The organism is Agrobacterium rubi TR3 = NBRC 13261 (genome assembly GCF_000739935.1).
Lineage (GTDB): Bacteria > Pseudomonadota > Alphaproteobacteria > Rhizobiales > Rhizobiaceae > Agrobacterium > Agrobacterium rubi.
On sequence record NZ_BBJU01000013.1, the window covers coordinates 40,011 to 53,974 of the forward strand.

At 56.7% G+C, this 13,964-nt stretch carries 14 protein-coding genes and 2 tRNA genes; 9 read left to right on the plus strand and 7 right to left on the minus strand.

The genetic code is table 11. The features are described from left to right. Window positions 1-66 precede the first annotated feature (66 nt). Complete coding sequence (locus tag RRU01S_RS10710; RefSeq protein WP_045230283.1) at window positions 67-924, minus strand: GGDEF domain-containing protein; 858 nt, start codon at window positions 922-924, stop codon at window positions 67-69. A 505-nt stretch (window positions 925-1,429) separates the two neighbouring features. Between RRU01S_RS10710 and RRU01S_RS10715 the strand changes: the two genes are divergently transcribed. The 4 genes from RRU01S_RS10715 (at window position 1,430) to RRU01S_RS10730 (ending at window position 3,560) form a co-directional block, all read left to right on the plus strand. After that, window positions 1,430-1,504, plus strand: a tRNA-Glu gene (locus RRU01S_RS10715). Between the two features lie 204 nt (window positions 1,505-1,708). Next, window positions 1,709-2,311 carry a hypothetical protein gene (locus RRU01S_RS10720; protein WP_045230284.1) on the plus strand — a complete coding sequence of 201 codons (603 nt, stop codon included), beginning with the start codon at window positions 1,709-1,711 and terminating at the stop codon, window positions 2,309-2,311. A 180-nt stretch (window positions 2,312-2,491) separates the two neighbouring features. Next, a complete protein-coding gene (locus RRU01S_RS10725) occupies window positions 2,492-2,935 on the plus strand; it encodes a VOC family protein (protein ID WP_244446081.1) in 444 nt (147 codons plus the stop codon). Between the two features lie 94 nt (window positions 2,936-3,029). After that, window positions 3,030-3,560 carry a lipocalin family protein gene (locus tag RRU01S_RS10730; RefSeq protein WP_065698083.1) on the plus strand — a complete coding sequence of 177 codons (531 nt, stop codon included), beginning with the start codon at window positions 3,030-3,032 and terminating at the stop codon, window positions 3,558-3,560. Between the two features lie 220 nt (window positions 3,561-3,780). On the opposite strand, the gene RRU01S_RS10735 is transcribed toward RRU01S_RS10730, so the two are convergent. Then, window positions 3,781-4,680, minus strand: coding sequence for a PhnA-like protein (locus RRU01S_RS10735; protein WP_045230285.1), 900 nt, complete (start codon window positions 4,678-4,680; stop codon window positions 3,781-3,783). 184 nt (window positions 4,681-4,864) lie between these two features. Then, complete coding sequence (locus RRU01S_RS10740) at window positions 4,865-5,737, minus strand: ATP-binding protein (protein ID WP_045230286.1); 873 nt, start codon at window positions 5,735-5,737, stop codon at window positions 4,865-4,867. Between the two features lie 234 nt (window positions 5,738-5,971). Here RRU01S_RS10740 and yajC point away from each other — a divergent pair, with 234 nt between their 5' ends. The 5 genes from yajC to RRU01S_RS10765 all read left to right on the plus strand — a co-directional run bounded on the left by yajC (window position 5,972) and on the right by RRU01S_RS10765 (window position 10,831). Further along, entirely contained in the window at window positions 5,972-6,328 is a 357-nt protein-coding gene (gene yajC / locus RRU01S_RS10745) for a preprotein translocase subunit YajC (protein WP_045230287.1), read from the plus strand. Between the two features lie 81 nt (window positions 6,329-6,409). After that, a complete protein-coding gene (secDF, locus tag RRU01S_RS10750) occupies window positions 6,410-8,977 on the plus strand; it encodes a protein translocase subunit SecDF (protein ID WP_045230288.1) in 2,568 nt (855 codons plus the stop codon). Beyond that, window positions 8,977-9,369, plus strand: coding sequence for an Mth938-like domain-containing protein (locus RRU01S_RS10755; protein ID WP_045230289.1), 393 nt, complete (start codon window positions 8,977-8,979; stop codon window positions 9,367-9,369). Before secDF ends, RRU01S_RS10755 begins: the two co-directional genes overlap by 1 nt. A gap of 14 nt (window positions 9,370-9,383) precedes the next feature. Continuing rightward, entirely contained in the window at window positions 9,384-10,232 is an 849-nt protein-coding gene (locus RRU01S_RS10760; RefSeq protein ID WP_108722615.1) for a phytoene/squalene synthase family protein, read from the plus strand. 101 nt (window positions 10,233-10,333) lie between these two features. Then, the gene (locus RRU01S_RS10765) at window positions 10,334-10,831 is read left to right on the plus strand and encodes a hypothetical protein (RefSeq protein WP_045230290.1); all 498 of its coding nucleotides are present in this window, start codon (window positions 10,334-10,336) and stop codon (window positions 10,829-10,831) included. Here RRU01S_RS10765 and trmFO read toward each other — a convergent pair. From trmFO to RRU01S_RS10790, 4 genes are all read right to left on the minus strand, one after another. Next, a complete protein-coding gene (trmFO, locus tag RRU01S_RS10770) occupies window positions 10,780-12,252 on the minus strand; it encodes a methylenetetrahydrofolate--tRNA-(uracil(54)-C(5))-methyltransferase (FADH(2)-oxidizing) TrmFO (protein WP_045230291.1) in 1,473 nt (490 codons plus the stop codon). The two genes, RRU01S_RS10765 and trmFO, sit on opposite strands and share 52 nt — an antisense overlap. Window positions 12,253-12,564: 312 nt before the next feature. Next, window positions 12,565-12,777, minus strand: coding sequence for a hypothetical protein (locus RRU01S_RS10775; protein WP_045230292.1), 213 nt, complete (start codon window positions 12,775-12,777; stop codon window positions 12,565-12,567). 615 nt (window positions 12,778-13,392) lie between these two features. Then, a tRNA-Lys gene (locus tag RRU01S_RS10785) sits at window positions 13,393-13,468 on the minus strand. Window positions 13,469-13,629: 161 nt separating this feature from the next. Then, a complete protein-coding gene (locus RRU01S_RS10790) occupies window positions 13,630-13,881 on the minus strand; it encodes a GlsB/YeaQ/YmgE family stress response membrane protein (protein ID WP_045230352.1) in 252 nt (83 codons plus the stop codon). Between the last annotated feature and the right edge of the window lie 83 nt (window positions 13,882-13,964).

A 13,964-nucleotide genomic window follows, 5' to 3' on the forward strand; every position in this document is an offset into this window, starting at 1 on the left:
GCAAGCTTCTCACGCCGCTCACCATACGCTTTCTCGCCATATCAGCAAAAATGACGCCTATGGACTTTACGGGTTTTTCTCGACAAAGGCGCCGATGACGCGGTTACGCCCGGCATCCTTGGCGGTGTAAAGTGCCGTATCGGCGCGGCGCAGCAATTGCTGCAGACGCTCGCTTGTACCGGCCTGGACGACGCCGAAACTGCAGGTGATGCGGCCGTGGGGGAGTGGGTCGACATAGCTGGACTGGAATGCGGCGCGCAGACGTTCCGCAATGCCGAGCGCTGCCTCACCCGAGGTGCGCGGCAGGACCACACAGAATTCCTCGCCGCCCACACGGGCCGCCAGATCATAGGGGCGCAGCTGGTCTTTGACGATCTCTCCGACATTCATCAGGACGTTGTCACCGACATCGTGGCCGAAATTGTCGTTGATGTTCTTGAACTTATCGAGATCGAACAGAATGATCGACAGCGGCTCGTTGTTGCGCTCCGCCTGTGCCTGAAGAGCGGGCATCTGTTCCGTCAGCCAGCGGCGATTGCCGAGGCCGGTCAGGAAGTCCGTCGTTGCCTGATGCTGAAGCTTCTTGTTCAGTTCCTCGACCTGCAACAGCATGGATTTGGTCGCATCGGTCACGGTGGCGATTTCGTCTGACCCGATGGAGCGAAGCTTGAAGACGCTCTTGTCCTGCGGATATTTGTCCAGCGCCTCAGCCAGATGGTGCAACGGGCGAATGAAGCGCCATATCGCAAACAGGCACAGCGCGGTGCCAAGCAGTGTGGCCACCAGGATCAGTATAAACACCGGCATTGGGGATGTGTCGAAGCCGCTGAGCAGATGAATGATCAATGCAATCAGTGGGACATGCACGCTCAGGAACGAGACCAGAAAAATCTTCGCAATAAGAGAACGTCGAATGAGGGTCATCGTCTGGCGTCTTTCAGTCTTTATCCTTTACCTTTGTTCGGCAGCGGATTGTTCTTGGAGATGGCGAGCATGAACCTGATCCTAAAAAAAGCAATTACAAGGCAGCGACCTCTTATATTCGAATTTTATAGGGTTATTTTTCAATTCAAAGTGTTAAGAGCGCCCGTTAAAGCTTGGATTCATCGTTTTGCTATTTCAGGTTGCGGTCCGTGTCCGATGTTTGAGGGCATTTAACGCCGGATGGCGCACGTGGTTTCGCCATGACGGCAATTTCTTGCGCAAGCGCAGGTCTTTCAGGACTGAATTCCTTCGTTGAAGACCAGCGACAGGGTACGAGACGCAGTCTTCATCGTCTCTTGCCTGAAAATAAGCCTCTGTTTTGATTGCATATTCCGTGTCCAGAAAGACCTATAGGCGGGCATGTCATTTTTTTGTCAAAAGGCGCATTTTCCTGCTTGCGGTATCGAAAAGCTCTGACTATAAGGGCGCCACACGACATGTGTACGCGCCCTTCGTCTATCGGTTAGGACGTCAGATTTTCATTCTGAAAAGAGGGGTTCGACTCCCCTAGGGCGTACCATTTCAGTGTCTTCCCAGTGATAATTCTAGTTTAAAAAATAGATACGTGTCAGCTGAACATATGCTTTTACAGCATTGATGTTCATATGACGCATCTGTCTTCGATGAATTTTTCGGTTGTTAGCTAAAAATGCTGTCATATTTTTTTCGACAAAAAGTACATAGTTCGCCCGATATGGGATGATGTGTGGGCTGAGGGTGAGAAATGAAAGCGACTACGCTTCTAGAGAAAGTTTATCTCATCGGACTAGCAAATTTTCGAAATGAAGCGTCGGCTTGGTCCAAGCTTTCCCTAACGTTTTCCAAGTTTGGCGTTGCTCACAGCATAACAGTGATGAATATGAGTAAGCTTGACATAATGCTTCGACAGCTCGAACGAGAGCTCGTTGCTGAGTTTGCAAACTCGCAGTACGACGATAACAGCTTCTCTACTGGTCTTATTGTTGCCTTATCAGATGCTTGGCTTCTAGGAATATATGAGGCTATTCGAGCCGCTAGGGACATGAAGCCCGTTGAAGAAAAACTCGACGCTCTTTATGCAGCTCTCACTCTGGTTAGGATACCAGTTGCCAAGGCGCAATTGGCCGGTGCAAATAGGAAGTTTCCTAGCCTCCTGATGGTTCCGGCAGGTGATGAAGTTGACGATAACCAAAAACCGTATGCGCATGATGGCTCTTATCTAGTTGCCAGCAACTGTTGCACACAGACAGGCGCAAAAGTTTGGTACCCCTTCAATCTTAAAACTCAAAAAACTGACAGAATTAGCCGAATTGAACTGTCTGATCAGTTCTTAGCGTTGGCTTTATGAGGCAAATGCGTGCCTTTTGGCCTTAGAGATCCAGCGCAAGCTTATTTACAAACTGTCGTTGCGGGCGCTTGAGGTGCTGCACCTGTCCGTCTGATATCCGACTGAATACGGGTCGAGTTTCGCAGTTGACCCTGCGGGCAACAGCGCCATTGTAGCACTGACATCTTGGAGGAGATATCTGTGACATCAGGCATACCGTTTTCCCTTGTCGGCATCGATCACGTCGTTTTGCTGGTGGATGATATGGACAAGGCGCTGCGTTTTTATCACGACGTGTTGGGCTGCCGTCCGGGCTATACCTATCCGGCGCTGGGCATGGAGCAGGTGTGGTGCGGGGCGTCGCTGATCGTGTTGTGGGACACCACGCATCCCGGTGGGCAGAAGGCGGCGCCGCCGGTGGCGGGTGGGCGCAATGTCGACCACATCTGCATCGCGACCGGGCCATTCGAGCATGATGCCCTGCGGGTGCATCTGGAAAGCCACGGCGTTTCCATTCACCGCGAGGCGATGCATGGCGGGGCGAGGGGTATGGGGCATTCCTTCTATATATACGACCCCTTCGGTAACATGCTGGAAATCAAGGGACCGGCGGAATATCCGGACGGACGATCTGCTGTCGTTTGAGCAGAGGCGTGAACACGGTTTGATGATGCGGGCGCATGCAACTGGAAAGCGGGAATGGCGTTGTTCTGCAAACAGAATTAACGGAGCATTAACCATGACCAGTTTCCTTCGCCCGCTCGCCGCTACGCTTGCCTTTTGCGGGCTCAGCGCCTGCCTTATCGAAGAGGCAAAAGCCGAGACGCCGATCGTGCGCACGCAGATGTCGCATTATCAGGGCAAATGGCTCGAGATCGGCCGGACCCCAATGCGGCTGACGGATGGCTGCGTGGCTGGCTTCACTGTCTACACGAAGGGCGATGCGCCCAACCAGGTCAAGGTTCAGGATGGCTGTCGCGAGGGAACGCCGCAGGGTGAGTTGAAAACCATCGAGGGCGTCGGCACGCTGATGGATTACAAGGATACGAACGCGAAGCTGCGGGTGCGATATCCGCTCCTGATCACTTTCAATTATTGGGTTCGCTATCAAGCGCCTGATCGCAGCTGGTTCATCAGCTCCAACCCTGACATGACAAACCTGTGGATCTATGCGCGCAGCGTACCATCCAAGAGCAAGCTGGCTGTGATGGTGAAGAAGGCACAAGAGCTTGGTTATGATACGACCAAGCTGGAGTTTCCGAAGTTCTGATATTTCGGGTTTGATGATGAAAGATGCCTGCGGAGACGCGGGCATTTTTTATTTGTGGCGTTGGATGGGGACGTAGCGAGATGCGGTGAAAAGAGTCTCCTCAGACCAAGACTTGGTCTGGCTGGATACCGGCTCTAAGCCGGTATGACGGAGATGGTGAAAATCCACACAAAAATGCCCGCGTTTCCGCGGGCATTTCGTTTTGGTCGGATGGTCGCCGTTATTCGATGACGGTTTCGCGGCGGCGTTCTGTGTGGGCAGCGCCGATGTTACCGCCAAAGAGGGCAGCGACGGCACCGATGAGCAGGGCGCTGAAGGCGACGTAGGAGGCTGTGGAAACGCCGGTTGCTGTTGCCTGAGCGGCTTCAGTCGCGCGCTGCTTGGCCTGTTCTACGGCCTGCTTGTACTGGTTTTCGTAATCCGTGACCTGCTGACGGGCCTGATCGACAGGGATGCCCTGTGCACGAGCCAGAGCGTCTGCGGCGCGGTTGCGGGCGTCATTTGCCTGGGCCTGATCGCCTGTCAGTGCGGCACGAACAGCGCTAACGGCTGCATCGCGCAGAGCCTGTGGATCGTTGCCACCGCTGGCTTCACGAATGCGCTGTTCGATGGTCGCAACCGGGTCAGTCGCACCGGCAAGCGATGGAGCAGCTGTCGTTGCAGCCGTCGCGATGGTCGAGCCTGCGCCGGAAAAGACGCTCGTGACGCCTGTGAACGCACCGCCGACCAGTGCACCGACGGATGTGGTCAGCAGGTAGAAGACGATGAGTGTGGTGACGGCCCAGGATGTGAGGCCATGCAGCGCGCCGGTGGTGCGCACGGTGCGGCCAGACAGGCGGCTTGCAACATAAGCACCAACGAACGCTGCGATAATGCCGCTGACGATGATCCAGATGACCGAGCCCATGGAGAGCGATGTCGCGGTCGGCGTGTCGTTCGCGGCAGGGTCGATGACGCCTGCGCCGATTGCCAGACCCAGAAGGTTGAGCAGCAGGTGAAGTGCCAAGGCAATTGCCACGCCTGCGAAGATGGCGCCCCACGAAATATTGGCTAGGGATTCCCGCGCGACAGCAGTGTGAACTACCCCTGTCGATGCCGCGTATCTGGTCTGATCAGTCATTCTACTCTCCTGTAACACACGCGGGTTTCGCGTTCCGCACTGAAACGGGCGGATTATGCGTTTGTTCCGCGCTAAAACAGGAAAATCTAATTGTTTTTCAAATAAATTTCGGAATGGTTATAACTCAATAAATTCAACCATTTGTAGTTATGTCTTATTATGATGCTAAGGCGCGTAGAAAACGTCAGCGCGTGATCGGTTTCCTTAGTCTGCCAGCGGCATCCTGAATGTATTGCCAGGCGACGCGACCGGACCTGCCACCGCGTGTCGTTGCCCATGCCAGTGCTTCGTGGTGAAGCGTTTCGCGGGGCAGGCCGAGATCGAAATGGTCGGCATAGCCGTCGATCATGGCGAGGTAATCGTCCTGACTGCATTTGTGGAAGCCGAGCCACAGGCCGAAGCGATCCGACAGCGATACTTTCTCTTCGACCGCCTCGGATGGATTGATGGCGGTGGACTGTTCGTTCTCCATCATGTGGCGCGGCAGGAGGTGGCGGCGGTTGGAGGTGGCGTAGAACAGCACATTGTCCGGCCTGCCTTCTATGCCGCCATCAAGGGCCGCTTTCAGAGACTTGTAGGCGGTGTCGTCATGATCGAAGGAGAGGTCATCGCAAAACAGGATGATGCGGTTGTCTGCGGTTTTGAGAATGTCCATCAACGCGGGCAGCGTGTGGATGTCTTCGCGGTGGACTTCCACGAGTTTCAGTGGCATGTCGGTCGACGTCCGCACGTCTTCGTGAACGGCTTTGACCAGCGATGACTTGCCCATGCCACGTGCGCCCCACAGAAGGACGTTGTTTGCGGCAAAGCCTTGCGCAAAGCGCAGGGTGTTGTCGTGGAGGATATCGCGGACGTGATCGACGCCACGGATGAGCTGGAGCGCGATGCGGTTGGGCTTGGGCACGGGCTGAAGCCAGGCGTTGGCGGGTGCCCAGACGAAACAATCGGCGCTGTTCCAGTCATTGACGGCGGGGGCGGGGCCTGCGAGCCGCTCCAGTGCATCGGCCAGGCGGCGGACTTGCGACAGCAGCTCTGCGTTCGTTTCTTCCGGTGTCATCTCGACGTCTCCAACAAAGGATTGCGCCTGCCGTTCATCTTGTATGGAGGCCGCGCAACAGTAGAATTTCTGCGAGGTAGCATGGTGTTTATCGGCTTGAAAGGTTATGAGGCGTGGAAACGGTACGGCGTAGTGTCTGTGTCTGTTGCATTCTAGGGGATCGCAACTATATTCCGGCGGCTTGAAAAGCCGGCGAGTGGCTAAGACTGCGCCTGATAATCTGAGGAGTTTTTGATGTTCATTACCCAAGCCTTTGCCCAGGATGCGGCCGGCACACCATCTGCATTCGGCTCCGGCCTTGAAATGCTTTTCCTGTTCGCCCCGCTGATGGTCGTCTGGTACTTCTTCCTGATCCGTCCGCAGCGCGCACAGTTGAAGAAGCGTCAGGAAACGTTGACGGCCATTCGTCGCGGTGACCAGGTCGTTCTGGGCGGCGGTATCGTCGGCAAGGTGACAAAGGTTATCGACGACAACGAGCTGGAAGTCGAAATTGCCGAAGGCGTCAAGGTTCGTGCATCGCGCACCTATATCGCCGAAGTGCGCGTCAAGGGTGAGCCGGTCAAGACCGAAGCTCCTGCGAACGCGAAGTAAGTCCAAGACTGCGCAGTCCATAAAAGCAGGCTGCGGCTTACGCAGCCTGGGTTCTGACACCCAACCCTGACCGAGACCTCAATGCTTCATTTTTCCCGCTGGAAAACAGCCTTTATCTGGCTGGCCGTGCTGATAAGCGTGTTTATCGCTTCTCCAAACCTGTTTACCGACAAGCAGTTGGAGGGCATGCCATCCTGGTACAAGGACAATAAGGTAACGCTCGGTCTCGACCTTCAGGGCGGTTCCCACATCATGCTCAAGATCGAGCGTTCCGACATTGTCAAGGAACGTCTCGAGACCATCGTGGGCGATGTGCGCACCCAACTGCGGGATGCCAACGTCAAGTATTCCGGCCTTGCGGGCAACGGCCAGCAGGTGCAGGTCCGCGTTACCGATCCGGCTCAGTACGAAGCCGCAAAAACAGCGTTGCGCGACCTGACGTTGCCGATCTCTTCCGGCACGCTGGTTGGCACTTCCATCACGGAAGTGACGATGAGCGACGCTGGCGACAATGTGCTGCGCCTCAACCTGACCGATGACGGCATCAATTACCGCATGTCATCTGCCGTTTCGCAGTCCATCGAAGTCGTTCGCCGCCGCGTGGACGAAGTCGGCACGACCGAGCCGCTGATCCAGCGTCAGGGTTCAGACCGCATCATCGTGCAGGTTCCAGGTCTTCAAGACCCGCAGCGTTTGAAGTCGCTGTTGAACCAGACCGCGAAACTGTCCTTCCGCATGGTCGACACCTCCATGCCGGTTCAGGAAGCGATGAATGGTCGTCCGCCTGCAACATCTGAAATTCTCTATTCGCAGGATGATCCACCGGTTCCGTATCTGGTCGAGCGCCGCGCTCTCGTTTCCGGCGATAACCTCGTCGATTCGCAGGCGAGCTTTAACCAGCAGAACAACGAGCCGGTCGTCACCTTCCGCTTCGATAGTCGTGGTGCGCAGCGTTTCGCGCAGGCGACACAGCAGAATGTCGGCAAGCCTTTCGCTATCATTCTCGACAATCAGGTGATTTCCGCACCCGTGATCCGCGAGCCGATCATCGGCGGTTCCGGCCAGATTTCCGGTAACTTCTCGGTTCAGGGTGCCAACGACCTTGCCGTTCTGCTGCGCGCCGGTGCGCTTCCGGCGACGCTGACGGTTGTCGAAGAACGCACCGTGGGTCCAAGCCTTGGTAGCGATTCGATCAATGCCGGTCTGATGGCAAGCGCCATCGGTGCCGCCGGTGTCGTGATCTTCATGTTCATCTTCTACGGCTTCTTCGGCCTGTTGGCGAACATCGCGCTGATCGTCAACATCGTCATGCTCTTGGCTGTGCTCAGTATCATCGGCTCGACGCTGACCTTGCCGGGTATTGCCGGTATCGTTTTGACCATCGGTATGGCTGTTGATTCCAACGTTCTGATCTATGAGCGTATTCGAGAAGAGGTGAGGAGCGGTAAACCGCTGATCTCGTCGCTGGAAAGCGGATTCACGCGCGCCTTTGCCACCATCATGGATGCCAACATCACGACGCTGATCGTGGCGGGCGTTCTGTTCTATATGGGAACAGGCCCGGTCAAGGGTTTTGCGGTCACGCTGGCCGTTGGTATCGTCACCACTGTGTTCACAGCCTACACGCTGACGGCATGGATGTTCGGCGTCTGGGTTCGCCGCAGCCGTCCCAAGGCTCTGCCGAAGGGCATTCGCACTGCCGTCTTCGATGGCAAAGACATTCCCTTCATGCGCTACCGCCGCTACGTCTTCATGCTCAGCGGTCTGGTCATGCTGATCTGCGTCGGTGGCTTCGTCACCAAGGGGCTCAATCTCGGCATCGACTTCCAGGGCGGATCCGTCATCGAGGTCAAGGCCAAGCAGGGTGATGCCGATATCGCCGATATCCGCGATCGTCTGAGCCAGCTCAACCTCGGTGAAATCCAGGCGCAGGGCTTCGGTACACCGCAGGACGTGCTGATCCGTATTCAGGCGCAGGAGGGCGGCGAAAATGCCGAGCAGTCTGCGATTACGCTGGTGCGTGGCGAGCTTGAGGACAAGTATGAATTCCGCCGCGTGGAAGTGGTCGGTCCTGCCGTTTCTGGCGACCTGACCTTTACCTCCACCATCGGGATCGCGCTCGCCATGTTCGCCATCATGGCCTACATCTGGGTGCGCTTCGAATGGCAGTTTGCGCTGGGTGCCATCATTTCGATGGTGCACGACGTGGTCTTCACCATCGGTCTGTTCGTGTTCCTCGGTATCGAGTTCAACCTGACCAGTATCGCGGCCATCCTGACGATCATCGGTTACTCGCTCAACGATACGGTCGTCATCTATGACCGTATTCGAGAAAACCTGCGGCGTTACAAGAAGATGCCGCTGTCGATGATTATCGACGTTTCGCTGAACCAGACGCTGTCGCGCACGATCCTGACGGGTCTGACGGTCATGCTGGCGCTTCTGTCGCTCTATCTGTTCGGTGGCGAAGTTATCAGGTCGTTCACCTTCGCCATGCTGTTCGGCGTTGGCATCGGCGTCTTCTCGTCGGTCTATATCGCAGCACCTGTGCTGATTGCCTTCAAGCTGCGTCCCGGTGGCAATGATGCCGAAGACGAAAAGGCAGATGCCAAGGCGACCAATGCCATTGGCGGCAAGCCAGCCGTCTGATGGCAGCTGGTATCGAAATACGCCCGGCCCATTTTCCCGGCCGGGCGCCCATCGATGCTTACGGCAATGGCGGCTTTCGTTTCGCCGATATGTCGCATCGCGGCTCGCTCCTGTGCATTCCATCCGGCATCCATGGATGGGCTGTGGATGATCCGGCCCAACTGAGCATCGAGCACTTCTCCGAGATCATTGCGCAGGCCAGCGAGATCGAGTGTCTACTGATTGGCACCGGTGATACGATGCGGGTCATCCCGAAAGAGTTGAGGGCAGCTCTGAAAGAGGCTGGCATCACGGTCGATCCTATGAGCACGGGGGCTGCGGTGCGGACCTACAATATCATGCTGTCGGAATCGCGGGCCGTGGCGGCTGCGCTGATTGCCGTGGAAGGCTGAAAGAGCTGGGATCGATGACCGAGCGGATGACAGATACGGACGCGTGCATGAGCATGTTGCGCGAGACCGATCGTGATCGGTATCTGGCATGCCTGCTGTCGCCTGAAGACAAGCGCCTGGCGCTGTGTGCTCTCTATGCCTTCAACGCCGAGATAGCCCGCATTCGTGATCTCGTGCGCGAACCGCTGCCCGGTGAAGTGCGGATGCAATGGTGGCGCGACCTTCTGGAAGGCAATCCGCATGGCGAGAGCCTCGCCAACCCGGTTGCTGCGGCGCTGTTGAGTGCGGTCGAGACATACAAGCTGCCGCGCCAGACGCTGATCGACATGATCGAGGCGCGGATTTTCGATCTTTATGACGACCCGTTTGCGGACCGCAATGCGCTGGAAGGCTATGCTGGGGAAACGGCCTCTGCGCTGATCCAACTGGCCAGCATCGTGCTGTCTCCGACCGATGCGGCGGCCAGCGCGCAAGCGGCCGGTCACGCCGGTGTGGCGCAGGCCATGGCGGGGATGCTGCTGTTGATGCCGCTGCACAGCAGGCGCGGGCAGGTCTATATTCCCGCCGATATGCTGTCGGCTGCCGGTCTCGACCGTGAGGCGTTTCTCGATGGCAAAGACAAGGCACGCATCGGTGCGGCCATCGAAATCTTCTGCGTGCATGCGCAAGACCATCTGAACAAGGCGCGGCACGAACAGGTGCCAAAAGCGGTGTTCTCAGCTTTCATTCCCGTGGCGCTGGCCGGTGGTGTGATCGCTGGAGCGCGCAAGGCGGGGGCCGAACTTTTTGAGCAGGATATCCAGCCATCGCAGCTTCGCCGCCAGTGGCAGCTGGCCAAGGCCTCGTTTACCCGGCGCTTCTGAAGCCTGTCCATATTCGCGCAAGGCTTGATGGCTATGCACCGGCATTGATTATTGGACGAAGCCGGGACTCACTTTAGGAGTGGCCGCATGGAGAGACGTCGATGAACCCTGCACTCTGGATCGTCATCCTCTTTCCCCTGGGCATGTTGGGTTACTACCTGCTTCGGCTGCGGCGCGATACCGATGGTGACGATGGCCACGATACGGGCCAGGCCATCCTCGATTTTGCCCGCGCCTTTCCCACAGAAGCCATCCGCAGCCTGCATATGACCGCCGATGGCAATGCTGTATTCGTGCGTCTGCATGACAACAAGGCCGGTTTCATGCGCAATATGGGCAAGCACCATGCCTGTATGCTGATCGATCCCGAACGCATAACGGTTGAGCATCTTGAAACGGGTGACGGTTTTGTGGTGACGTTCATCGATACCCCCAAATACAGCGGCGCCTACCGGTTCAAGACGGTGGGCGAGGCGGCGGAAGTGTCGCTGTGGCTTTTGGGAAGCTATCTGGAAGCCGCAGACATTGAGCCTGCGGCGACTGACGATCAGGCCGCCGACGCATCCGAGATCAACGCATCGCCTTCCGCTTCCACCTGAGCAAAAACGGGGGCGGGGACGCCCAGCCACGCGGCGCAATCGGTCAGGGCACGCTTGGCCATGAGGTGCCGCTTCATGATTGTCTTGTCCTTGCCACGGAACCGCTTGACGCCCTCTGGTTTGACGATGGAGCCCGGCTCCAGTTCCGGGAATAGCCCGAAATTGACGTTCATCGGCTGGAAGGAGCGCTTGCCTTGCTCCTCATCCGTGGACAGATGCCCGCCGGTGATGTGGTTGAGCAGCGATCCCAGAGCCGTTGTCGCAGGCGGCAGGCTAACGGGTTGCCCCTTGCGCTCGGCGCTGGCGAAACGGCCGGTGAGCAGGCCGATGGATGCGCTTTCCACATAACCTTCGCATCCGGTGATCTGGCCCGCAAAGCGCACCGAGGGCCGCGATTTCAGCCGCAGAGACGGATCGAGCAGGCGCGGCGAATCGATATAGGTGTTGCGGTGCAGGCCGCCGAGGCGGGCAAATTCTGCGTTTTCCAGACCGGGAATCATGCGGAAAATATCGGCCTGCGTCCCATATTTCAGCTTTGTCTGGAAGCCGACCATGTTGTACAGCGTGCCCAGCGCATTGTCCTGACGAAGCTGGACGACGGCGTAAGCCTTGACGGTCGGGTTATGGGCATTGGTGAGCCCCATGGGCTTCATCGGGCCGTGGCGCAGCGTCTCGCGGCCGCGTTCGGCCATGATCTCGATGGGCAGGCAGCCATCGAAATAGGGCGTGCCTTCCCACTCCTTGAAACCGACCGTATCGCCCGCAACGAGCGCGTCGATAAAGGCGTTGTACTGCTCCTGATCCATCGCGCAGTTGATATAGTCCTTGCCGTTGCCGCCGGGGCCGACCTTGTCGTAGCGCGACTGGTACCAGCAGATATCCATATTGATGCTGTCGCGGTGAATGATGGGGGCGATGGCATCGAAGAACGCCAGAGCGTCTTCACCGGTTTCCGCCTGAATGGAGGCGGCCAATGCCGGCGAGGTGAGCGGGCCCGTGGCGATGATGGTGTTGTCCCATTCCTGCGGTGGCAGGCCGACGATCTCCTCACGGACGATGGAGATCAGCGGGTGAGCCTCGAGCTCTTTCGTGACCGCTTCGGCAAAACCATCACGGTCAACCGCCAGCGCGCTGCCGGCTGGCACCTTGTGTTTGTCGGCGCAAGCGATGATGAGCGAACCGGCCATGCGCATTTCTGCGTGGATGACGCCGACGGCATTGGCCGTCGCATCATCGGAACGGAAAGAGTTTGAGCAGACGAGTTCCGCCAGAGAATCACCCTTATGGGCATCGGTGCCGCGCACGCCGCGCATTTCATGCAGGATGACGGGGACACCGGCCTGCGCGATTTGCCAGGCAGCCTCGGATCCGGCCAGGCCGCCGCCGATGATGTGGATGGGAGAATAGATCTTGTCTTGCATAGAGCACCCGCACCGCCATGCAGCACGTGGCATTTTGGCGGACATATGTGTTTGATGGGGGAGCCTGCGATGGTCGCGAGGCAATCTGCGGATGCAGTACCACGATCAACGATGGCCGCCAAACTTTTTCGATGTTTGCGCCAGGGCAGGGCGGTGTCGTCGGTGCCCTAAAAAACGGAAACCCGCCGAAACGGTCGGCGGGTTATCATTGTGTATTGAAAATGCGATGCGTTCGCGCCAGTATCGTGTCGTCAGAAACCTGATGTCCAAGACCGGCATCTCGCCCGAAAGACAGGGCGAGGATAAATTTTATCAAGACAGCGGACGTTCATCCGCAAAGCTTGCTTCGGAAACCTGACCGCTTGCCAGCGCAACGATGGCCAGCACAGCGTGTTTCCGATCCCAGCCAGCTCCCTCTGCCTTTTCAAGGAGGCCATTGATCGATGGCTCCAAGGCAAACTGGCATTCGACCTGATAATCCATCGTGTCGACCGAGAGCGACGGAGAATTGATCAAAGCGCGCATTCAGCACTCCATTTCTCGCTTAGCCCTGAGTCCGAGCCCAGGCTAAGCGTGCATTCACACAAAAACGCCTGTCATCAGAATGACAACAGAACGTAATACGCAACGAATCCCCAGCGAGGCGTAAACTCTGTTATATGGATGAAACTGTCAAGTTATACAGCCGGATGTAGAGAACATAAGTCGGCTCGGTAACTTGGCGTTGAAGTCTTTGTTTTCAACGCCTTGGAGTTGACCGATCAGCGGAAATCCCGCTTTGGTTTCCGCCTCCAGATGAGCATGGCCATCAGAAACAGTGAAAAGAGGATGAACCAGCTCAAAGGGAAGGCCATGAAAAGTGCGGCGTATCCACAGTTTTCTTCATAGCACGAGCCCAAGGCACCCGTCTCCGCCATCATCATGACGGCAAATCCGGCGCTCAGGCCGGTTCCGACCACGCCTGCGACAAGAATCAATATGTTGGTGACAACTCTCATCTGTCCCATTAAGCGGAAAATTGAGACCGCTTTGCGGAGTAAACAAGACAAACCGAATGTTTGGGAGAGGTGTTGCCGGTTTGCGACGAAGGTCGCTGGCTCGCGTCTGAAATAAAGCAATATCGAGGATGTGGAGAAAGAATGGTGGGTGATGTAGGGCTCGAACCTACGACCCGCTGATTAAGAGTCAGCTGCTCTACCAACTGAGCTAATCACCCGCCGCCGCCGTGTCTGGCGGTGTGATTGGCCGTATAAAGAGGAACATTCTGATTGTCCAGCGTGGAAATGAAATTTCTTCGATTTTCATGTTCGAAAAATCAGAGCCACGCTGGAAAGGGCTGGAAACGCTGCCTTTTCAATCAGTTTGTCTTTTCCGTCCTCAGCGCCTGAAAGCTCTTGCGATGGCGATGAGGATGCATGCACCGACGAAGCCGGCAATGAGATATCCAATCCAGCCCGTCAGGACCACGCCGAATACCGCAAGGATCGCGTTGGCGACGATGGCGCCGACGATCCCCAGAATGATGTTCATGAAAACACCCATATTGCTCTTCATGAACTGTTCAGCGAGCCAACCGGCGATGCCACCGATGATGATTGCGGCTATCCAGCCAATACCAGCAGATTCCATAATTTCCTCCTCGGTTACTGCATCATCATAGTTGGCGATTTTATTAGTTTCTTCAAGGTGTCCCGCTGATGCCATTTTCAGCG